Genomic DNA, 21,494 nt, shown 5'->3' with positions numbered 1-21,494 from the left:
TTTGAAAACTTATATTTAGGAGCAAATGTGTTAAATGCCCGGTCGATATCAAATTCCGCGGATGTGCAATGAGGCAAAGAAACATTGCAAAAGGCCTTTGAAATAAACGTCATCCATCAAGAAAGCCGGTTAACTCCCGAGACATTCACCCTCCTTGAACTATGCATTAATATGAAGCTCAGTATTGAAGGCAAAATAAGGACAATCCATAATCAAAAAGTAATTTACTAATTATTAAAGATTAGAATTTAATCCAATAGGCAATCTTTTCTGAAAATAGAAGGATACTCAGTTTTACTAACGCTTTAGGGTATTTATTGGGCAATAATTTTAAAGCTAATAAATCCAGTATCAATTTCTGCTTCCAGTAATTTTCCGCTTTTATATTTGTAGCTACTGGTTTTTCCTTTATGATTAGTTTTTTCATAAAGATGAGAGCTAATTTTTTTTAGATAATGAAAGGTTCCATATTCTTCTGCATATACTTTGGTGATATTTTCAGGTTCTTCAAAAATCAGGTTTACAGTACTATAAGTGATAGTCTCTTTTATTCGGTTTTTTTCTTTATCATTTTCATGAAAAATGTAGACATTCTCATCTGTGTCGGTATATGTATTTGTTTTTTCTTTCTCATTCAAGAGGATTAATACATTGGCATTGAAAAGTGAGTCGTTTTTATAAATCACTTTATAATTATAATCTACCTGTATTTTGGTTAGTATTCGGGTATTAATCTCTGTTCGATTGCTATAAATAATCTTATCGTCTAACAGATTCTTTTTTGCATAAAGAACACCTATATTTTTATTGTTATGAACAATCCTAAAAACTTGTTTTTCGACTTGAGCGTGGAGATTAAATCCCCAAAAAAATAAAAACAGAAGTAAAATTGATCTCATACCTATGTTTAGTTGATAAAATATAATACTATAGTTTTAATTTTCAGTGATGTAAATATATAAAAGAAGATTAAGAATCCCTGTAGAAAGCGTAAATCTAAAGTTCCATTGCGTTCCTATTAATTCTGGAGATTTTTCATAGTAATGTACTTCATAGCTTAAATTTACAGGCAATCTTCCAATTTTTGTGGTACCCCCAAACCCAAAACTAATCGGTATGGACCATCTATTTGAAGAATCCCGTTCCCATTTAGCAACTACTATACGGCTAATTCCTATATTATAAGTTGGACTAATTCGATACTTTTAAAAAGATATTTTTTAACCTTTGTCATATGCTCTATTGAGCTCTGTTTGTAAATTGAGCCACGACTTCATTGTTTTAGTTACAAATTCACTAGCATCCTGCTGTATAAAATGACCACTACCGGGAACGGTAACAAGTGTCATATCTTTTTCTACCCATTCCCATGTATTATTTAAACCATTAGCATTAATTGCGGTATCCTCTAGACCATGAAAAATAAGCAACGGCATTTTGAGTTTTGGCAAAGGATTCTCTTGTGCTTTTTTCCATTCCTCCATATAAGGCTCTCTCGTGTAGTTTGCTTTATAAAAGTTCAGCATGGCATCAAAACTCGACCTTTTGAAAGCAGATACATACTGAATACGAGTAACGGAATCCTTTACCCAAAACGCTAAGTTTTCAGCAGTCATAGGTTTACCAAATAAAATAGTAGGGTCTTCTGCTGTTCCATCTATAAACTTACGGGCATAGCTACTACTTTCTTGTTGGGTCGGGTTATTCGCTAATTCTCTAAGCATTCCGTTGGGATGTGTAATATTTAAAATTATAAGTTTATCTGTCATATCTGGTAGGTTAATAGCAAACTGCCAGGCAACAGCACCTCCCCAATCATGACCTATAATAATTGCTTTCTCCTGTTTAAAATGATGAATCACTGCTGCAACATCTCCTACTAATTTTTTCATAGTGTAATTTTCAACACCAATAGGTTTATCACTCTTATTATAACCTCGTTGATCTATAGCAACTACATGGTATTTTTTTGATAGAACAGCCATTTGATCTCTCCAGGTATACCAATAATCAGGAAATCCATGAATCATTACTACAAGTGGGCCATTTCCTAGTTCGGCATAATGTATATTTACTCCTCCTGAATTAACATAACCATGTTTTACATGTTTTAATATTGTGGTTTCACCTTGGTTTTGTTTGCTGGGAGAGGGAATGGCAAACATACTCAAAACAGAAAAAAACATGGTACCAAGTATTAGGGTGTTTAGTAAACTATTTGTTATTTTATCCATTTTAGATGGTTTTATTTTTTTACAAATTTATCAATACCTCTGAATCTAATATATCCCGAAATTCAGAAATTGTATCCTCAAATATTGGTGGCTTCATTTTTTACCACTTCTGTGTTCTGAAGGAGAGAAAGTGGTTTGCCGTTTAAAAAACCTCCCAAAGGCGGAAACAGAATTGAACCGAAGTTTATAGGCAACTTCAGAGATTGATAAATCAGGGTTACCCAATAAAACAATCGCCTCTTTTAATATGGCTTCATTTATGATTTGGTGAGGTGTTTTACCTATTGTGCATTTAGTGATTTCTATTAGGTATTTATTGGAAATGCATAATTGGTTCGCATAGAACTGAACAGATTTTTGTAATAAAATATTTTCCTGAACAAGTTTCTTAAATTTAAAGTAGAAATTTTTTTGAAGATCTTTACTCTCGATGGTATCAGGAGCTACATTATGATATATTTCTGCAATTTCTAAGAGGAGATGGAATATTAGAGTGCGGATAATCTGGTTGGTAAACTCACCTATTTTTTTTTCTTTATCCTTTAGTTTGTCAATGATATCTAATAGGACTTCTGTGTTTTTTTTTGAAGTATTAATGATGGAATATGAATCATTCTGAAACAGTTCCATTTTTTCTATAATAAAAGGATCTGAAATATTGGACAACAGAAAATTTTTCTTGAAAAACACTAACTGCATGTGAAAGTCATTAGTATCATTAAGAAAATGAACTATTGTTGAAGGTGATGAACAAATAATACTGCCTACACTTATTTTATATTTAATCGTATTAATTTCCAAATCAATTTCTCCTCGAGTACAAATGCAAAAAGCATAGTAGTCCATCCGAAAAGGCTTTTCAGGAAATTTAAAAATAGATTCGCCCGTTGATATGTAAAATGAATTGTCACAATCTATATTATAAAAGGAAAGCGTGTCTTTTAAATTTTCGTAGTTTTTCATTCTAATTTTTACCTCTAAAAACCCAGATACTTGGTTAATATAACACTATACTGTAAAGTGTGTAAGTTAAAAAGAAATGAGGGTTTGACTTTTTTTAAAGATGGAACCTTTTTTCATAGATCGTAAGGAACTGATTTAAAAAAATGCCCCAGTTCGTGATGGGCATGGACGACTTATTGGTCGTCTCCTTTGTTGCCAAATATACGGATTTCATTACCGCATCATATGTCGGGAATGAAAGTTTGTTCTTGTTGTACTTTCTGATTTTTCCATTCAGGTTCTCTATAAGTTTGGTGGTATAAATAATTTTTATGAACTCTATTGGGAATTCATAAAAAGTGTTAAGTTGTCCTATAAGCTTTTGATGATGTCGAAATACTTATGCCTCCATTTATAGCAAAGTCCTCGAACGCGGCTTTTGCTGTGCTTAGGGTAGGAGCATAGTAATAGATACTTTTCATCTCTTTTGTTCTTTTCGTTCCACATATCTTCAGGAATTTCTGTTTTGATGGGCAACACAAATTTGGGTTTTGGACTCCTAGAGCACATACTTGAAGGTAACAGTTAATTCATTAGGTGTCCAAGTTCGTAGAGAGGAGATCCTAGTCTTTGTTTTAATAGACATATAAAAAGACGCGAATGAACTTTAGATATATGGTTGTAAGTTCACCTCTTGTCTTGAACGGCTTTAAAAAGTCACCGTTGAACAAATCTTTTTTCTTTATAATGTGTATATATTTATTGTTAAATAAAAAAATAGCGGGAATAGGTCCCGCTATTTTGTACTTTACACACATTAGGTGTTACTAATCTCTTTAATCATTTTATTTCCTGTTTTTCTTTTGCATTCCCTAATAGAGGCAACATATTGTTAATTTTCAAGAAAATAATCGACTAAAAATGACATCTCGGGCGGTTTGTTTAGTTGAAAATCATTAAAATAGTCTAGCTGCTAATTGTACCCGAGCAAACTTTAAGGAAGGATTCCATAATGTTGTTGCTGAAATAGGTAAGTTATAATCTCCTAATTTAATTGTTTTCGAGGCTGTTAGCCCAATGTTTACCACGTCAAAATTTTCTTCTCCATCTCCATATAAATGAGTATCCCCATTCAATGAAAATCCAGTACCTACAAATCCATTTAAATTGACTTTTGCTTCTTTCACCAATGGATAAGATACTTGAAGGTAAGTAGAATACCGCTGCTCAAAATCCAAATCGTCGGAATATTGAGAATCCCCACTTCCAAATAAAACCAAATCTACTTCTAAAGTTAAGGGGAGGCTTTCTCCAAAGTTGTAAGATGTCCTTAGGTCTAATAAGTGTCCTGAACTTTCCTTGTCATAATCCCAAACATCAGGACTATCAACTCTTCTTGTGTTGAATAAATCCCATAATCCAATAGAGAATCTTTTATTAGCATATTGGACATAATAGTTTATTTCTTTATAAGAAGATCCATCACTTTCATTTGAAAAAGACATTCCTCCCCAAAAGCCTGTCGTAAAACTACAAGATTTGTTTAAAGAAACTATAGTTTGAACAGCTAACATAGGTTTGTCAGTAATTATTATACCTCTCCATAAATGATTTGATTTTAAATCTACGGTAAAATCTAATGGGCTATCTTTAATTTCTGATTGTTGTGCAGAAACCAACTGTATTGATATTAAAGCCACCAAAAGTAGCTGAATTCCTTTTTTCATTTTTAAAATTAATTGAGTTTAATTGTATGTTGATTATAGTACTACTCCATATAAAACTGCTGCCATCACACCTCCAATAATTGGACCTACAACAGGAATCCAGGCGTATCCCCAGTCACTACTACCTTTTATTGGTAAAATAGCATGTATTATTCTTGGTCCCAAATCCCTAGCTGGATTAATAGCATAACCTGTTGTACCTCCTAAAGAAAGACCAATGGCCCAAACTATGAGCGCTACGGGAATTGCTCCTATGGAGCCCATGCCTATTATAGTTTCTGTTTCGTTCTGCTGAAAACTCGCATCAGTGAAGAAAAAGATAGCAAACACAAGAAAAAATGTGCCAACGATTTCACTGATCAGATTGTTTAGGGGTTTTCTAATAGCCGGATCGGTACAGAATACAGCTCTTTTTAGGCCTGTATCTTCGGTTTGCTCAAAGTGGTTTCTGTAAACGATCCAAACGATAAGGGCTCCTGACATAGCCCCTATAATTTCTCCTAGTAGATATATGGGTACTGATTCCCAAGGAAATTTACCTGCAACGGCCAACCCAATGGTAACTGCTGGATTAAGATGGGCCCCACTGTAAGGTCCTGCGATTACTACACCTGCATATACTCCTAATGCCCAGCCTGTGGTAATTACGATCCAACCGCTATTATTCCCCTTTGTTAGGTTCAATAGAACATTGGCGACAACTCCGCCCCCAAGTGTAATTAGGAACATCGTTCCTATAATTTCTGCTATAAATGGTGTCATTATTTAAAATTTTAATTAAATTATAATTATTTAGTCCAATGTTCTAACGCATCAATTGCTTTATACCAGCGTTTAATTCCCTCCTCCGTTTCAGTTCTATCCTGAGAAGGTTTAAAGTGTACGTCCGCTTGCCAAATTTCTTGAATCTCGTCTATGTTTTTCCAATATCCCACAGCAAGACCGGCAAGATAAGCTGCTCCCATTGCAGTAGTTTCAACAACTTTAGGCCTGACAGTTACTGTGTCCAGGACATCGGCTTGAAACTGCATTAACATATTGTTTACAGTAGCACCACCATCTACACGTAACTCTTTGATAGAAATATCAGTATCTGCCTCCATGGCCTTAAGAATATCCATTGTTTGATATGCGATTGATTCTAATGCCGCTCGTGCAATATGAGCATCTGTACTACCTCTAGTTAATCCAAAAATAGTACCTTGTGCATATTGATTCCAGTGCGGTGCGCCAAGACCAGCAAAGGCAGGAACAAAACATACTCCTTCTGAGCTAGTAACCTCATTGGCCAGTTTTTCCACATCAGCTGAAGTTTTTATAAATTTAAGACTGTCTCGCAACCATTGCACTACTGCGCCCCCTACAAATATGCTGCCTTCTAGAGCGTACTGTGTTTTTCCGTCTATTTGCCATGCCACTGTAGTTAAAAGATTATTTTCAGACAATTGAGGTTGGTCTCCAATGTTCATAAGCATAAAACATCCTGTCCCATAAGTATTTTTCACCATCCCTTTTCTAATACACATACTGCCAAATAAGGCTGCTTGTTGATCTCCTGCAATACCTGCTATTGGTATGGATGTTGCAAAAACAGTAGTTTTAGTATAACCATATACTTCACTAGACTGCTTTACTTCTGGTAACATACTTTTTGGTATAGTAAACAGGGCTAAAAGTTCATCGTCCCATTCCATCGTATTAATGTTATACATTAATGTCCTTGAGGCATTAGTAACATCGGTAACGTGTTTTTCTCCTTTGGTAAAGTTCCATATTAACCAAGTATCTATGGTTCCTAGTATAAGATCACCAGCTTCCGCTCTTGCTCTTGCGCCTTCTACATTATCTAAAATCCACTTTACTTTGGTGGCGGAGAAATAAGAATCTATAACCAGACCTGTTTTTGAACGAATTAGACTTGTTTTTCCGTTGACTGTTAGCTCGTCACAGTATGCCGAAGTTCTCTTATCTTGCCAAACGATGGCATTGTAAACTGGTTTTCCCGTTTTACGGTCCCAAACTACAACAGTTTCTCTTTGATTGGTAATCCCTATGGCAGCAATATTAGAGCCATTTAATCCTTTTTTTACTGTTACTTCTGCTGCGATCCCTGCTTGTGTTGACCAAATCTCCATGGGATCATGTTCTACCCATCCCGGTTTAGGAAAGTATTGGGTGAATTCTTTTTGAGCAACAGAGATGATGTTACCTTTTTTATCAAAAAGTATAGCACGTGAACTTGTTGTGCCCTGATCAAGGGCAAGAATATATTTATCCATTTTAAAAAGTGAGTTAGTGAAAAGGTTTAACCCTTTTCGGATTAATGTTAACTAAAAGAGTCGATTGATTTTTATTGTTTTACTTTGGTTCTTTGGGGAATATCAGTCTGACCTAGTACGTAATGACTTGCTATTCTAGAGAACTGTTGCACTTGTTCTTGTTCCCAATTTTTATTTTTGTTAAGTTCTTGCGCTAATAGTTCGGCAACGATAGGTGCGGATTCAATTGCAGCCCGTGCGTCTAAGAATAACATTCTTACTCTCCTTGCCAAGACGTCTTCTACGGTTCTTGCCATTTCAAATCTTGCGGCCCATATAACTTCTGCTTGTATGTATGCAGCATTAATGTGTATTTTCTTTCCCAGTTTTGGGTTTTCCTGTATTAATTTTTGAATACCTTCCTGATCACTACCATATACATATAAATGGTTGCTCCAGTCATTGGTTTCTTTTGCTCCATGTATTTTTAAGTCTTGAGTGATGCATTTCCTTTCAGGTAACATTTTTGCTTTTATTACCTTATCCAAAGTATCTTGGGCCATCTTTCTAAAAGTGGTCCACTTACCTCCTATAACAGATATTAATCCGGAATCGGAAGTCACTATTTTATGGCTTCTTGATATCTCTTTTGTTTTTTCGGATTCATCCTGTGGTGCAGCCAAAGGTCTTAGCCCTGCAAATATGCTAAGTACATCTTTTCGGCTCACTTCTTTAGACAGATAGGCATTAACGTTGGAAAGGATAAAGTCGACCTCTTCCTCCAAAGCTTTTGGTTCGAGACTGTGCTCATCCAATAAAGTGTCGGTAGTTCCTACAATAACCTTATCATGCCATGGCACAAGAAACAAAACTCTACCGTCATCGGTCTTTGGTATCATAATAGCATCGGCGCCAGGCAGAAAAGTATTGTTCAATACCAAATGCACTCCTTGGCTAGGGCGTATCATATTTTTGCCTGTGGATTTATCCATTTTTAGGATATCGTCAGCAAAAACACCTGTAGCATTTATGATCGCTTTTCCCTTTAAGTGGTATGTTCTTTTAGTTTCGGTATCTGTAGCAACGACACCATTTATTGTTCCATTGTGATTTTTTAGTAATTCATTTACCTTAAAATGATTCAATACAGTAGCGCCTCTTTCTATACAAGTTTGGGCAACGTTTACGGCTAGACGAGCATCATCGAATTGACCATCCTGGTAACTAACGCCTCCTTTTAATTTTATCTTGTTGACGGTTTTTATTCTTTTTAATACTTTGGATTTGGAAATAAATGTAGATTTTCCTAGACTATGTTTCCCAGACAAAAAATCGTAAACCTTAAGTCCGGTAGTATAAAAAATTGCATTCCACCAGCTATAATTTGGAATGATAAAGGTTTGGTTCTTTGCCAAATGCGGAGCGTTCTTTAAAAGTAGCCCCCTTTCATACAAGGCTTCCTTTACCAAATCGATATGTCCCTGTCCCAAATAACGTACTCCGCCATGCACAAGTTTTGTACTTCTACTGGAAGTTCCTTTTGCAAAATCCACCTGTTCTAACAATAGAGTTCTGTATCCTCTGGTAACACTATCAAGAGCGATGCCCAATCCCGTCGCCCCTCCGCCAATCACAATTACATCCCAATTACCAACTATTTCTAATTGTTTCGTTATTACACTTCTATTAAATATATTATTATTCATATGCTTCATTTAGTTTCGATAACATAGCAAATATATATAATTATCTTTAATATGAAAATAAACGAAACATAATATTGATATATAATGAATATATTGGTTGTATTTTTAGCTAAATCGTAGATCTAATTGGTGTTTAAATATTGTGTTTTTGAAAGGATAGTTTCGTTTCTTTATATTTGCCCATATTTTTATTCTTATGAAAAGACATCAGACTATACTCGATAAGCTAGACGAGGATAAACATGTGGAAGTTTTAGACTTGTGCATGATATTGGGAGTTTCGGCGGTTACTATTAGGAAAGATTTAAAATTCTTGGAGGAAAAAGGGTTACTATTTAGAACCCATGGGGGTGCTTCGCTAAAAAACCCCTACGCCAATGACAGGTCAATCATTGAAAAGGAGAAGATTTCCGTTATCGAAAAAACGGGAATAGCCAATGCGGCTTCAGCTATTATATCAAATAACGATTCTATAATCATAGCATCAGGAACAAGTGTGCTGGCATTAGCCAAAGCCTTGGATCCTGAGAAGTGTTTAACTGTGGTGACTTCTTCTTTGAATATAGCCTTGGAACTTAGTAGAAATAAAAAAGTAAAGGTCTTGCAACTTGGAGGATTTGTAAGACAAAGTTCATTTTCTGTAATTGGCGATTATGCTATTCAATTTTTGGATAATATGTCCTGTAGTAAGTTGTTTATGGGTGTAGATGGAATTGATTTGGAGTTCGGTCTTACTACATCTAATTTAGAGGAGGCTCGGCTTAATCAAAGAATGATAAACTCCTCCAATAAGCTAATTGTCTTGGCTGATTCATCAAAATTTGGTATAAGGAGTTTTGCTAAAATCTGCCCTTTAAATAAGATTGATTTAATTATAACAGATAAAAATATATCGCAGCAAATGTTAAAAAAACTAGAAGAAAGAGGGATTAGTGTGCAAATTGTTGGTGAAGAAATAAAAAATGACTGAATATTTTTATTACTCTTATAGATTCATAAAGAACTGTTTAGGGCTAGAATGGAATTTTTGTGCTTTTCTTATGTAAACCCTGAGGGATCAAAATAGTTGTTTTAAGCAGTGATATAGTTGTGTATTTAATTGATTATAAAGTAGTTAATTTTTATTTAGCTACACTATGAACTTTTGAAATTTTAAGATATAGTTATTTATTTTACAACAAAAAAAGATTATTAGTTAGGTGAGATTTGTAGTATTTTCTAAGAAATATAATCGATAAAGGCATGTATGCATATATTTGAGATATTCCATGCCCTTAACAATTTTTGAATACAATATAGTACTAAAAATACTTACAACATAATGCTTATGAAAGTTCGAATCAAATTCTTTAAAAAGAATGTTTTTTAACCTATCCATATTAAACATATACCTTTATGAGCTTTCGTAGTTATTCAGAGAGAAACCATTTTAATACTAAAATTTGTATAATTTAAAATATTTAATGTGTATCAGTTTGATTAAAGGCGTCATCGTTAATGATGCGGCCGAATTGGATATGTATTCCTATTTAAAAGAAAATCCTTCAACCAAAAATCATCACTATAAGACCACTTGTGCCGAAGATGAGGACAATAGGAAAGATGCTTCACCTATTTATTTTTTATCGGAGAATGCACCGTCTTTCCTTATATATGTTGGCTCCAAAACCTTTACTTCGATAATTTCACAAAATAAAGACTTCGTCGAAAACTGAATAGGTATCAGCCAGCCACAAAGATAAATTTTCTACCTAAGAAACATATACCGATGATGAACCAATTCTTATTTCAGTGGAATACCCATTATAAAGAAATTCATAGACATCAATAAAAGGGAAAGTAAGGTGGTTGAAAACTATTTCGATAAACAATTTGAACTAAGATATTTTGAGATGAATGTATTTGGTGGGCATCGCCAACCACCATCTTACTTAACTCTATTGGAAGAAATAGCTGCTGACCATTGTTATTCTATAGACCATAGTTTATATCAATTAGCAGAACAAAATATTGGTTGGGTTTTAATTTCAGGGAGGAGGTCAATGATAAACTAAGGAATACCTTTAAACTGTCTTACAGATGGGGAGTAGTTTAATCAGTCTAATATTGATAACTTTGTCAAGATGAGATTATCTCTCAATTAGAGTTATTGCTTAACCGTTCCGAACGTTTTTATCAAAGACAGTTTATCGCTCGAAAAAAATCCAATCACGCCTTACTAGAACAATTTGAAAATCTTTTAAACGACTATTTTAAAAGAGAAAATTTGATAACGAGGGGACTACCTGCAGTTAAGAGCATATGCAGTTCTTTAAACCTATCACCTAATTATTTGAGTAGATTGCTAAAAACATTGACTGGAAAAAGTACGCAGGAATTTATCCACGAAAAACTAATTCAATTGGCAAAAGAAAAACTTTCGACAACGGGATTATCTGTCAATGAAATTGCCTACGGATTAGGATTTGAACATCCTCAATCATTCGGAAAACTGTTCAAGAAAAAAACGGAATTAACACCTTTAGAATTTAGGAAAGCATTTAATTAATAAGTGATTTAAGAACCTCTACAGCTAACGTATATAAAAAATAGCAGTTAAGAGCTAAACTAAAAGTTGGGTACTTTTCTGCTACCTTTGTTTTTCAACTGAAAAATGGTACACACAAATCTGCTACCTTTCATTGTGACAGTTTGAATTTAAAATGGTTAAGGCTGCATACCTAATTGACATATTCTATATATTATAGGCGCACTCCACTATTTTTTATTGAGTTATTGGGCAAATTATCTCTTTCGTATTTATTGTGAATTGTAATAATTGCCAACCCAAAAAGAACCGCTACTAGAATGAGTATAGTATTAACTAATCCACTAACTCCAAATGAAATTCGAATTAAAATCGTCGAGATAATAAAACCGGAGTTTCTGATGATTTTATGAAATTGGTCGGTATAAAAGAAGGTGATTAAAAGCAATACTACATCCACAAGAATTAATACCGTAAAAATTTGGTCAAAAAAGAGGTTGTTGATACTGTCAAATTTCGGAAATTTGTTGGTAGATAGAGACGCTTTTTTAAACCAATCTAGGAGTGTATATAAGGCCATGCCGGAAAATAAAGGCACTAAAATTATCGCAATTAATTTTTTCTTTCTAATGAATCTTTTAAGTATGGGTTTTAAGTTTGTTTTTTGCTCGAATCTTTGTTTGCCTTGCTTTTGAAATTGAAATATCAAATAAAAAAGAAGTAGAGATCCTACTAAATCGTAAGTAAATTGTAGGTCTTCTTTTATTTCGAACCAATTTGAAGAAAGTTCTAAAGACGATAAATCTTTAAATAATTTGCGAATGATAATTAGCGTGATAATCTCATATTGCTTTATTATATAATTTGTAAAAGATTTTGGCAAATAATAAACTAATAGATAAACTTCATAAATAAGAATAAAAGAAAAGGGTGTATAAATTGCAGATATCGGGTTATTAATGAATTCTTGGTTTAACGGGACTTCTATAAAATCGAACTTCGATAGATAGATAGCAGCTAAGTGAATAAAAAAACTCAATATTGCAACATTGAGAATGATTTTTTCAATTTTTCTACGGGTTTTCTCCGAAAGGAATTTTTCAAATAGGAATGGTAGGATGTTCATTAGTCTAATCATACTAGCATACTTTGACTTATTTTAATAATTTGGTATTATTATAATGGTCTAACTAATTAGCTTTTAAGAGCTCATCTTGAAAAGTTTGCAACCCTTTTCCCAACTTAAAAGGATGACCTAATTCAAATAAGGCTCGCTCTAAGGCACCTAATACCGCTATAAGATCGTTTGAGGAGACGGAGCCCATATGACCTATTCTAAAATAGGTGGCTTTTATTTCCGGTAGCAACCCTCCGGCTATAATCACGTCGCTATCACCCATTTTGGCGCGCAATAATACACCATCAATGCCTTTGGGATAGTACACCGCTGTTAAGGTATTGGCGGCTATAGAATTTACTTCTGGTAATATTTCTAGGCCAATCGAACTTGTGGCCGCCCTAAACGCATTGGCCAAATATTGATGTCTTCTTACCCTTTTGACAATGCCCTCCTCACATATAATTTTCAAGCTGGTTTCCAATGCTAAGATTAAATTGACCGACGGGGTACCAAAATAGGAAGGGCGCCTTTCTTCATAAGCTCTCATTACCGGGAGCCAATTGCTCCAATCGGCATAATAATTGCATACAGGTGTTTTTCTATTTTCACAAATCTTAATAGCTCGCTGGGAGGCAACCAACAATGCAAGACCAGGCGGCACGCCAATAGCTTTTTGAGACCCTGTCAAGACGATATCGATTCCCCATTCTTCTTGCCTAATTTCTTCGCCCGCTACCGAACAAACGCCATCTAAAATACTTAGCACTTTATATTTAGTCGCCAATCTAGAGATAGGTTCAGGATGAACCATCACTCCGGTAGAAGTGTCCACATGGGTAAACGTCAGTACCTTGTATTGTTTTTTTTGAAGCTCTTCCTCAATGGTTTCAAGTCTAACTACGCCACCTATCGATGCTTTTAAAAGAGTCGTATTTGCACCATATCGGTCCAAAATATCCTTAAAACGTTCTCCAAAGTATCCTGTAGAAATCACCAAAGCTGAGTCTCCCTTTTCAATAAGGTTGGCGGCTGCCATATCCATAGCTAGAGTACCGCTCCCGGCAACTACAAAGGGTTGTCCGTTAGGAGCCATCCATATTTTTTTCATCAACTCAAGGGTATTTCCGAAAACCTCGATAAAGTTGGGAGCCACATGACTGGTAGTGGCTACTCCCATCGCACGAAGAACTTCCGGTTCGAACTCTATTGGACCGGGGATCATGAGTAATTTTCTATGCTTCATTTTAATTCTATTTTAGTACAACAAATTTTTTTGGCTTAAAATTATTCCGTCCACATCAACATATACAAATTGATTCGGAATAAAGGTGACACCACCAAATTTCACCGGAATATCCTTTTCGCCGATATTCCGTTTAATACTCTTAACGGGACACGTTGCAAGGGCCCTAATTCCAACATCCATCGTGTTGATAAGATCGCTATCGCGGATGCAACCGTTGATAATGATACCGGACCAATTGTTCCGTATGGACAATGCAGCCAATTGATCTCCGATCAAGGCACAACGCAAAGAGCCACCACCATTTATTATGAGTACTTTTCCGTTTCCGTCAGTTTCCAATTGTAGGCGTACCAATGAATTATCCTCAAATAATCTTATCGTGACAATCTTTCCAAAAAACTTTTTTTTGTTTCCGAAGCTTTGAAAAATAGAGTCGCAACAAAGTAGGAGATCTGGGTGCTTATCACATAGGTCTGCTGTTGTAAACATATTTACAAAAAGTGTATTAAATTATAGTATTAAATAGGGCAACACATTTACGGTGTTGCCTTATTAATAAATAGAATAAGAATTATTTATCTAAGACTAATTCTCGTTTTTCAACCTTAGAGTGTTCAGACTTTACTTCAAATTGATTGGATGTATTTTTTTCACCACTAGCTTTTAAAGCTTTGTCTCCTGCAAAAAATGTTTTATGGTCATCACCAAGGTTAGATCCAGCCATTCTTTGATGTTTTACACAAGAAACGTCTTTTCTGATTTCTTGTCGCTGAACACCTTTTACATAAGCCAACATCCCTTCATCTCCAAAATACCCTTCAGTTAAATCATTCATATGAAGTGCGGTAGTATGATAGGTAGGTAGCGTAATTAAGTGGTGAAAAATACCTGCTTCTCTTGCTCCATCAATCTGGAAAGTCTTAATTTTTTGATCTGCACGATGGCATAATTCTGTATTATCGTATTCCTCAGCCATTAAATTATTTTGACTGTAAACTGTCATATTCTCTCCTTCAGCAAGCATTTCTTCATAGGCTTGATTACGGAAATTCAATGTCCAGTTAAACGATGGCGAGTTGTTATAAACCAATTTTGCATTGGGTACAACCTCTTTAATTCTATTTACCATGTGAGCAATTTGCTTCACATTTGGCGTTGGTGTTTCAATCCATAAAAGGTCTGCCCCATTTTGAAGACTGGTAATGCAATCTAACACAACACGATCTATATTTGAGCCATCTTTAAATTTATATAATCCATTTGGTAATCTTACCGGACGCACTAATTTGCCATCTCTTTTTAGCAATACATCATCTTCTCTGGCATCATCAACCGCTATTTCTTCCGCTTCTATAAAAGCTAAGTATTGCGATGCCAAATCTTCAGGTTCTTGACTCACAGGAAGTTTTTGAGTAAGTCCAGCTCCTTCAGAATCTGTTCTTGCAACAATAATTCCGTCATCAATTCCCAATTCTAAAAACGCATATCTAATAGCATTTAATTTCGCAATAAAATCTTCATGAGGTACGGTTACTTTTCCGTCTTGATGTCCACATTGTTTAGCATCAGACACTTGATTTTCAATTTGAATGGCGCAAGCACCAGCTTCTATCATCTTTTTTGATAATAAATAGGTGGCTTCTTCATTACCAAATCCAGCATCAATATCTGCTATGATTGGTACTATATGAGTTTCAAAATTATCAATTTGATCTTGTACATCTTCTCCGTTTTCTAGCCTTCTAAACAAATCATTTAATTCGATAGCATCTGCCTGACGTAAAAAAGCATAGATTTCTGCTATAAGATTAGGAACAGCCGTTTTTTCATGCATTGATTGGTCTGGTAATGGTCCGAATTCAGAACGTAGGGCTGCAACCATCCAACCAGAAAGGTATAAATATCTTTTACTAGTAGTTTTATGATACTTTTTTACCGCAATCATTTTTTGCTGGGCAACAAACCCGTGCCAGCAACCCAATGACTGCGTATAGTTTGATGAATCTGCATCGTAAGCCGCCATATCTTCTCGCATAATAGTTGCGGTATATTTGGCGATATCCAGACCGGTATTAAAACGATTCTGGGTAATCATTCTAGCTGCGCTTTCAGGGTTAATCGCATTCCAAGTATTTCCATACTTTGCTTTAAGATTTTTAACTGTTTCCAATGCAGAACTATAATTACTTTGTGCTAAATTTTTCATAATTTCGTGATACGTTATTCATTAATAATAATTAGATCCTGTTGATTGTTGTCGCAATCGCAGGATTTTTTTATATGTGTTGATAGGCTGTAAGTGTTAAAAATTCTTCGAAGTTTTCTGATAAAACTAGTTTGTCAAAAAGCTCTATTGCTAGTTTAAACTTGGTATTTTTAATTTCATTTTCTCCAATTTCTGCTACAATTTTTTCCACTTCATCATCAAGCAACTCTATATAGAGTTCAATGTTAAATTTTCTGCCGTCTTCTAGTAACACTTCGTTTTTTAACCATTGCCATACTTGGGTTCGCGATATCTCAGCAGTTGCAGCATCTTCCATTAAATTATAAAGAGCTACAGCACCATGACCTCTTAGCCAAGCTTCCAAGTATAAAATACCAACATTAATGTTTTTTCTAATCCCGGCTTCTGTAACCGTACCTTTTGGGAGCTCAACCAAATCGGCTTCAGTTATTTGAACATCGTCACGAGTTACATGTATTTGGTTACTGGTTGTCATATGTTTATTAAACTCCGACATTGCAACATCTACTAAAGCAGGATGGGCAACCCAAGTGCCATCATGACCATTTTTCACTTCACGTTCCTTGTCTAGCCTTACTTTTTCTAAAGCAGCGGCATTAGCTCTTTCGTTATTTTTAATAGGAACTTGAGCTGCCATTCCACCAATAGCAAGGATACCACGTTTGTGACAACGTTGAATTACCAGTTTTGAATACGCTTCCATAAATGGCGTTGTCATAGTAACTTGATCACGATTTGGTACCACAAAGTTTGGATGGTTTCTAAGTTTTTTGATATATGAAAATATATAATCCCAGCGACCACAATTTAAACCTACAATATGATCTTTAAGTTCATAAATGATTTCGTCTAACTGAAAACTTGCAGTAATGGTTTCAATTAAAACGGTTGCTTTAAAAGTACCTTTTGGAACATTTAGATAGTCTTGTGCAAATGTAAAAACCTCATTCCACCAACGCGCTTCTGTAAAATGCTCTAATTTTGGAAGATAAAAATAGGGTGCAGTGCCATTTGCCATCATAGTTTTTGTATTGTGAAACACATAAAGACCAAAATCAACCAAGCTTCCTGAAGTCACTTCATTGTTAATTATGATATGTCTTTCATCAAGATGTAAACCTCTTGGTCTAACCAGTAAAACGGCTGTTTCAGTATTTAATGTATAAGATTTATTTCTTTTAGTATCGGTTAAAGAAATGGTTTTGTTGTTAGCGTCTATTAAATTCTGTTGCCCCTGAATACTGTTTCCCCAAGTAGGTGAATTGCTGTCTTCTAAATCTGCCATAAATGTTTTAGCTCTAGAATTTAGCGCGTTGATAATCATTTTTCGATCTACTGGGCCAGTAATCTCTACACGTCTATCTTGAAGGTCTACTGGTATTTCCTCCACTGTCCAACTGCCTTCTCTAATAACTTTTGTTTCCTTTGGAAATTGAGGAAACTTTCCACTATCAAAAACCTTCTGCTGTACCTTACGATTATTTAGTAAAGTCAATCGTTTGGCATTAAAGTTTTTATGAAGATCTAAAATAAATTCTAATGCAGCATCAGTTAAAATTTCAGGATAGTAATTTTTTACTTCAGAGGCGAACTGAACTTTTGAAAGCGTGTTTTCCATGGTCTTATTATTTTATTTGACAATGTTATAAAAAAGATTTCAAAAATACAAGCGAACGTTCGCTAAAAATTTATTTTCGCAAAATATCCGTGTTCACTAAAAAGCTTATATTTGTATATATGGAAGAGGACGATATCAAACTTATATTCGGGTTAAAGTTAAAGCAGATAAGGACCGACAAGAATTTATCCTTGTTCGGCTTGTCCAAACTTTCAGGTTTATCTAAGTCTTATTTAAATGAAATTGAAAATGGAAAAAAATATCCGAAGACCGATAAGATTGTAATTTTATCGGAAAAACTGGATGTTTCGTACGATGATTTGGTTTCCCTACAATTAGATAAGAATCTTGCCCCTATCGGTGAAATATTACAATCACGGATCCTAAAAGAAATTCCCTTGGAACTTTTCGGAATTAAAGAAAGCGATCTTATTGATATAATTTCCAACGCCCCAGGCAAGGTCAATGCATTTATTACTACGATAATCGAAGTTGCAAAACACTACAGCTTCAATAGGGAGAGTTTTTACCTTTCGTCTTTACGCTCTTATCAACAGTCCAACTACAATTATTTTGATGATTTGGAGCAGCAGGTAGTTAAATTTTGCAAAGCTTACCATATCGATTTAAATAAACCGGTATCTGCAAAGGAACTGGAAGAGATACTTGTTGATGAATATGGGTACAAAATAAATACTTCGGATTTAAAAAAGCACAAGGAACTTTTCGATCTACGTTCAGTCTTTGTTCCCAAAACAAAAACTTTATTGCTTGCAAGCCATATAGATGAAGCGCAGCGAATTTTTATATACGCGAAGGAAATTGCCTATAATTATTTAAATTATGATTTACGCCTCTACACTTTTCCTTGGATAAAGTTTGATAATTTTGAGCAAGTGCTGAACAATTTTAACGCTTCTTATTTTGCCGGGGCACTGGTATTACCCAGAACCGTGATGATAGCCCAGCTAAAATCGCTATTTCAAAAAGATGTTTTTAATAAGTCTGTATTTATAAAGACCATTTCCAATTTCACCAGCTCACCTGAAACGTTCTATCAGCGTTTGACAAACCTGTTGCCAAAAGATTTTAATATTCAGAAATTGTTTTTTTTAAGGTTTGCACATGAGGCGGGAAGTTCTAATTTTTATTTGAACAAGGAATTGCACCTTCCCAATCAGCAATCTCCACACGCCAATGAAACAAATGAGCATTATTGTAGAAGATGGGTTTCATTAAAGGTGCTGGAACAAATTGCCATAAACAAGCAAGACCATATATTTGATTTACAAATTTCTCAATATCCGGATGATGTGTCGTATCTGGTATTTTCCTCCGCGACGAAAGATCCCTTTAAGGATACTCAGTACAGAAGTATTAGTATCGGCTTACTTATAGATAAGCAATTAAAAAGGAAAATTGCCTTTTTGCAGGATATTAATATTAAAAGACAAATGGTAGGGGTTACTTGTGAACGTTGTCCCATTACCGACTGCAAGGAGCGAAAGGTACCTCCTGTAATTTTAGAGAGAACGAAAAAAAATAAGGTGATAGAAGATGTGGTCTCCGAGTTGACGGCGCAATTTAGCAAGCCTATTTAGCATATCTGTGATAAAATTTTAAGTTTTTTCTTATTTACCACATATTAAATTTTTTCAACTTATTCACCTAATTGCTATTTTCTTATGACTGCAAAATAAGTAAAGGTATATGGAATTTTCATGACCAAAATAGCTTTGGTATATGAGAGATAATTGAGAATTCATATTACAAATCAATCTAATGGCTGAAGAGGATTACTTCGAAATAACATCCGCACATTATAAAAAATTGTTAAAAAAATAAACCATGAATGAACGTTCATTCTTTTTTATATATTTGTATTGTAAAACTAAATAAGTTAAGTAAATGAAAAGGTTATTTTGGAACATTGTTAAAATTATTCTTGCGCTCTTTATGATTTATGGAGGTGTACAACATTTTGTGAAACCGAATTTTTATATGCCGTTTGTGCCTTCATTTTTACCATATCCAATAGCTGTAATTTATGTTTCAGGCATCATTGAAATTGTCCTAGGTTTTACATTGTTAGTAAACAAAAAATACGCTAAATTGGCAGCTTTGGGCGTCCTGGTTTTAATGATCTTGTTTTTACCAATCCACATCTGGGACGTGTTTTCCGAAACACCAGCGATCGGTGGTCATGACGCCGCCTTGATCAGACTACCGATCCAATTTGTACTAATTGCTTTGTCTTGGAAAGTCTATAGCATGTTATCAATTAAAAAAGTATAATGAATATCCATATGATTAAGAAAGAAAAAATAACGGATAAAAAACGTGCTCTACTGAACGCTACCCTAACATTGGTTAATGATCATGGTTTTCATGATGCTCCAATGTCCAAAATTGCAAAACTTGCAGGGGTAGCACCAGCTACCATTTACCTTTATTTCGAAAATAAACAGGATCTGATTAATAACCTATATCTTGAGGTGAAGGCATCTTTTAGTGATTGTGCTTTTAAAGGATACGATAATACTATGCCTGTTAAAATAGGGTTTGAAATAATTTGGTACAATATTGCGGACTATAAATTAAATCTAGTAAATGAAGCTGCATTTTTATCGCAATGCGATAATACTCCCATGATAGATGAAGAGATTAGAAAAGAAGGATTAAAGCATTTACAGCCCCTACTTGATTTATGGGAACAAGGGAAGAAGGAAGGTATTATTAAACCTCTTTCAATCTTTGTTCTTTATGCTTATACTATTTATCCCTTGACATTTTTAATGGCGATGCAGGAGAGAGACCTATATACTTTAAATAAAAAGGTATTAGGTGAAACTTTTCAAGTAGCATGGGACGCTATAAAATTGTAATTTTTTTGCTTTAATAAAAGAATGAATGTTCATTTATAAATATGTAATAATGGAAAATAAAACAATCCTTTTAAACGGTTTGCAGGAAATGCTTTCTGCAACTTTCGCTGGTGCTGAACAGCATTTGGTACATGCTACTATTAACGAATACAACGGGTTCCCAAAATTGGCTCAACGTATGCGATCAGAATTTGAAGATGAAATTTCGGATACCAAAATTTTGATAAGCAGAATTTTAGATTTGGGAGGAACACCAAACACGAAACATCAAACCCTACCTATTCATTTGGATGTAGCGAAACAGCTCGAACAAGAGCTCACCGAACAGCTTATTGCAATAAAACGATTGGAAGAGTTAATAGCACTATCTGAAAACGACGGTGCAACCAGAATGGTTTTCGAGGACTTCCTAAAGGACGAAGACTTGCATACTAGATGGCTAAAACAACAAATTAGTTTGATGAAAAACGTCGGTGTTGCAAATTATTTAACAACTCAAATATAGGTAGTAAAACATAGTTCATTAAGGAACAAAATAATTTAATAATCAACTAAAAATAATAATCATGAAAAAATTATATACAGCTAATGCAATTGCAACGGGTGGTCGAGAAGGTCGCGTCAAATCGGATGATGGAGTGTTGGATTTTAAAGTGGAGATCCCCAAGGAAATGGGAGGACGCGGTGGGGCATTTACCAATCCAGAACAACTTTTTGCTGCAGGTTACGCTGCTTGTTTTGATAGTGCATTAAACCTTGTGGCTCGTACACAGAAAATAAAGCTAAAAGATACTAAAGTAATTGCATCCGTCAGTATAGGACAAAATGATGATGGAGGTTTTTCGCTTGCTGTCGATCTTTCCGTATCCATTCCTGAAATAGAAAGAGAAACTGCACAAAAATTACTTGAACAGGCGCATCAAGTGTGTCCCTATTCCAATGCAACCAGAGGCAACATTGAAGTTAATTTAAGTTTAGTATAA

The 21,494-nt window shown here is 34.7% G+C and carries 20 protein-coding genes and 1 pseudogene; 8 read left to right on the top strand and 13 right to left on the bottom strand.

Going from position 1 to position 21,494, the window contains the following annotated elements:
- Positions 1-314: 314 nt before the first annotated feature.
- The 8 genes and pseudogenes from DCS95_RS05390 to DCS95_RS05355 all read right to left on the bottom strand — a co-directional run bounded on the left by DCS95_RS05390 (position 315) and on the right by DCS95_RS05355 (position 8,867).
- Positions 315-899, bottom strand: coding sequence for a DUF6134 family protein (locus DCS95_RS05390; RefSeq protein ID WP_116769771.1), 585 nt, complete (start codon positions 897-899; stop codon positions 315-317).
- Positions 900-1,220: 321 nt separating this feature from the next.
- Positions 1,221-2,234, bottom strand: coding sequence for an alpha/beta fold hydrolase (locus tag DCS95_RS05385; protein WP_116769770.1), 1,014 nt, complete (start codon positions 2,232-2,234; stop codon positions 1,221-1,223).
- A 93-nt stretch (positions 2,235-2,327) separates the two neighbouring features.
- Positions 2,328-3,197, bottom strand: a complete 870-nt coding sequence (locus DCS95_RS05380) for a helix-turn-helix domain-containing protein (protein ID WP_116769769.1) — start codon at positions 3,195-3,197, stop codon at positions 2,328-2,330.
- 94 nt (positions 3,198-3,291) lie between these two features.
- Positions 3,292-3,735 (bottom strand): annotated as a pseudogene (locus tag DCS95_RS20680) (transposase); the annotation flags it as partial.
- Positions 3,736-4,132: 397 nt separating this feature from the next.
- On the bottom strand, positions 4,133-4,903 hold the full coding sequence (locus DCS95_RS05370; protein WP_116769767.1) for a hypothetical protein: 771 nt from the start codon (positions 4,901-4,903) through the stop codon (positions 4,133-4,135).
- Positions 4,904-4,936: 33 nt separating this feature from the next.
- Positions 4,937-5,665 carry an MIP/aquaporin family protein gene (locus DCS95_RS05365; RefSeq protein WP_116769766.1) on the bottom strand — a complete coding sequence of 243 codons (729 nt, stop codon included), beginning with the start codon at positions 5,663-5,665 and terminating at the stop codon, positions 4,937-4,939.
- A gap of 26 nt (positions 5,666-5,691) precedes the next feature.
- Positions 5,692-7,182, bottom strand: coding sequence for a glycerol kinase GlpK (gene glpK, locus DCS95_RS05360; RefSeq protein ID WP_116769765.1), 1,491 nt, complete (start codon positions 7,180-7,182; stop codon positions 5,692-5,694).
- Positions 7,183-7,253: 71 nt separating this feature from the next.
- Positions 7,254-8,867 carry a glycerol-3-phosphate dehydrogenase/oxidase gene (locus DCS95_RS05355; protein ID WP_116770169.1) on the bottom strand — a complete coding sequence of 538 codons (1,614 nt, stop codon included), beginning with the start codon at positions 8,865-8,867 and terminating at the stop codon, positions 7,254-7,256.
- Positions 8,868-9,063: 196 nt separating this feature from the next.
- On the opposite strand from DCS95_RS05355, the gene DCS95_RS05350 reads away from it, so the two are divergent.
- The 3 genes from DCS95_RS05350 (at position 9,064) to DCS95_RS20635 (ending at position 11,415) form a co-directional block, all read left to right on the top strand.
- Positions 9,064-9,837 carry a DeoR/GlpR family DNA-binding transcription regulator gene (locus DCS95_RS05350; protein WP_116769764.1) on the top strand — a complete coding sequence of 258 codons (774 nt, stop codon included), beginning with the start codon at positions 9,064-9,066 and terminating at the stop codon, positions 9,835-9,837.
- Positions 9,838-10,330: 493 nt separating this feature from the next.
- Complete coding sequence (locus DCS95_RS05345; RefSeq protein ID WP_116769763.1) at positions 10,331-10,582, top strand: hypothetical protein; 252 nt, start codon at positions 10,331-10,333, stop codon at positions 10,580-10,582.
- Positions 10,583-11,199: 617 nt separating this feature from the next.
- On the top strand, positions 11,200-11,415 hold the full coding sequence (locus DCS95_RS20635) for a helix-turn-helix domain-containing protein (RefSeq protein ID WP_341865177.1): 216 nt from the start codon (positions 11,200-11,202) through the stop codon (positions 11,413-11,415).
- A gap of 193 nt (positions 11,416-11,608) precedes the next feature.
- Here the strand turns inward: DCS95_RS20635 and DCS95_RS05335 are convergent, their stop codons facing one another.
- The 5 genes from DCS95_RS05335 to aceB all read right to left on the bottom strand — a co-directional run bounded on the left by DCS95_RS05335 (position 11,609) and on the right by aceB (position 17,626).
- Positions 11,609-12,277 carry a hypothetical protein gene (locus DCS95_RS05335; protein WP_341865176.1) on the bottom strand — a complete coding sequence of 223 codons (669 nt, stop codon included), beginning with the start codon at positions 12,275-12,277 and terminating at the stop codon, positions 11,609-11,611.
- 307 nt (positions 12,278-12,584) lie between these two features.
- Positions 12,585-13,757, bottom strand: coding sequence for a pyridoxal-phosphate-dependent aminotransferase family protein (locus DCS95_RS05330; RefSeq protein ID WP_116769760.1), 1,173 nt, complete (start codon positions 13,755-13,757; stop codon positions 12,585-12,587).
- Positions 13,758-13,769: 12 nt separating this feature from the next.
- A complete protein-coding gene (gene rraA, locus DCS95_RS05325) occupies positions 13,770-14,249 on the bottom strand; it encodes a ribonuclease E activity regulator RraA (RefSeq protein ID WP_116769759.1) in 480 nt (159 codons plus the stop codon).
- An 82-nt stretch (positions 14,250-14,331) separates the two neighbouring features.
- Entirely contained in the window at positions 14,332-15,966 is a 1,635-nt protein-coding gene (locus tag DCS95_RS05320) for an isocitrate lyase (RefSeq protein ID WP_116769758.1), read from the bottom strand.
- A gap of 70 nt (positions 15,967-16,036) precedes the next feature.
- On the bottom strand, positions 16,037-17,626 hold the full coding sequence (aceB, locus tag DCS95_RS05315; RefSeq protein ID WP_116769757.1) for a malate synthase A: 1,590 nt from the start codon (positions 17,624-17,626) through the stop codon (positions 16,037-16,039).
- A gap of 119 nt (positions 17,627-17,745) precedes the next feature.
- Here aceB and DCS95_RS05310 point away from each other — a divergent pair, with 119 nt between their 5' ends.
- The 5 genes from DCS95_RS05310 (at position 17,746) to DCS95_RS05290 (ending at position 21,494) form a co-directional block, all read left to right on the top strand.
- A complete protein-coding gene (locus DCS95_RS05310; protein ID WP_116769756.1) occupies positions 17,746-19,227 on the top strand; it encodes a helix-turn-helix domain-containing protein in 1,482 nt (493 codons plus the stop codon).
- A 307-nt stretch (positions 19,228-19,534) separates the two neighbouring features.
- Positions 19,535-19,921, top strand: a complete 387-nt coding sequence (locus DCS95_RS05305; protein WP_116769755.1) for a DoxX family protein — start codon at positions 19,535-19,537, stop codon at positions 19,919-19,921.
- Between the two features lie 11 nt (positions 19,922-19,932).
- Positions 19,933-20,511, top strand: coding sequence for a TetR/AcrR family transcriptional regulator (locus tag DCS95_RS05300; RefSeq protein WP_116770168.1), 579 nt, complete (start codon positions 19,933-19,935; stop codon positions 20,509-20,511).
- A 49-nt stretch (positions 20,512-20,560) separates the two neighbouring features.
- Positions 20,561-21,016 (top strand): ferritin-like domain-containing protein, encoded by a 456-nt coding sequence (locus DCS95_RS05295; RefSeq protein WP_164674126.1) that lies wholly within the window; start codon positions 20,561-20,563, stop codon positions 21,014-21,016.
- A gap of 61 nt (positions 21,017-21,077) precedes the next feature.
- The gene (locus DCS95_RS05290; RefSeq protein WP_116769753.1) at positions 21,078-21,494 is read left to right on the top strand and encodes an organic hydroperoxide resistance protein; all 417 of its coding nucleotides are present in this window, start codon (positions 21,078-21,080) and stop codon (positions 21,492-21,494) included.

The organism is Maribacter litoralis, from assembly GCF_003075045.1.
Taxonomy (GTDB): domain Bacteria; phylum Bacteroidota; class Bacteroidia; order Flavobacteriales; family Flavobacteriaceae; genus Maribacter; species Maribacter litoralis.
Note: the sequence above shows the minus strand (reverse complement) of the source record. Positions and strands in the feature narration are given on the sequence as shown.

Excerpts from the sequence above, each read along its gene's own strand:
- DCS95_RS05390 (WP_116769771.1), bottom strand. The coding sequence starts at position 899 with ATGAGATCAATTTTACTTCTGTTTTTATTTTTTTGGGGATTTAATCTC.
- DCS95_RS05385 (WP_116769770.1), bottom strand. The coding sequence starts at position 2,234 with ATGGATAAAATAACAAATAGTTTACTAAACACCCTAATACTTGGTACC.
- DCS95_RS05380 (WP_116769769.1), bottom strand. The coding sequence starts at position 3,197 with ATGAAAAACTACGAAAATTTAAAAGACACGCTTTCCTTTTATAATATA.
- DCS95_RS05370 (WP_116769767.1), bottom strand. The coding sequence starts at position 4,903 with ATGAAAAAAGGAATTCAGCTACTTTTGGTGGCTTTAATATCAATACAG.
- DCS95_RS05365 (WP_116769766.1), bottom strand. The coding sequence starts at position 5,665 with ATGACACCATTTATAGCAGAAATTATAGGAACGATGTTCCTAATTACA.
- glpK (WP_116769765.1), bottom strand. The coding sequence starts at position 7,182 with ATGGATAAATATATTCTTGCCCTTGATCAGGGCACAACAAGTTCACGT.
- DCS95_RS05355 (WP_116770169.1), bottom strand. The coding sequence starts at position 8,867 with ATGAATAATAATATATTTAATAGAAGTGTAATAACGAAACAATTAGAA.
- DCS95_RS05350 (WP_116769764.1), top strand. The coding sequence starts at position 9,064 with ATGAAAAGACATCAGACTATACTCGATAAGCTAGACGAGGATAAACAT.
- DCS95_RS05345 (WP_116769763.1), top strand. The coding sequence starts at position 10,331 with ATGTGTATCAGTTTGATTAAAGGCGTCATCGTTAATGATGCGGCCGAA.
- DCS95_RS05330 (WP_116769760.1), bottom strand. The coding sequence starts at position 13,757 with ATGAAGCATAGAAAATTACTCATGATCCCCGGTCCAATAGAGTTCGAA.
- rraA (WP_116769759.1), bottom strand. The coding sequence starts at position 14,249 with ATGTTTACAACAGCAGACCTATGTGATAAGCACCCAGATCTCCTACTT.
- DCS95_RS05320 (WP_116769758.1), bottom strand. The coding sequence starts at position 15,966 with ATGAAAAATTTAGCACAAAGTAATTATAGTTCTGCATTGGAAACAGTT.
- aceB (WP_116769757.1), bottom strand. The coding sequence starts at position 17,626 with ATGGAAAACACGCTTTCAAAAGTTCAGTTCGCCTCTGAAGTAAAAAAT.
- DCS95_RS05310 (WP_116769756.1), top strand. The coding sequence starts at position 17,746 with ATGGAAGAGGACGATATCAAACTTATATTCGGGTTAAAGTTAAAGCAG.
- DCS95_RS05305 (WP_116769755.1), top strand. The coding sequence starts at position 19,535 with ATGAAAAGGTTATTTTGGAACATTGTTAAAATTATTCTTGCGCTCTTT.
- DCS95_RS05300 (WP_116770168.1), top strand. The coding sequence starts at position 19,933 with ATGATTAAGAAAGAAAAAATAACGGATAAAAAACGTGCTCTACTGAAC.
- DCS95_RS05295 (WP_164674126.1), top strand. The coding sequence starts at position 20,561 with ATGGAAAATAAAACAATCCTTTTAAACGGTTTGCAGGAAATGCTTTCT.
- DCS95_RS05290 (WP_116769753.1), top strand. The coding sequence starts at position 21,078 with ATGAAAAAATTATATACAGCTAATGCAATTGCAACGGGTGGTCGAGAA.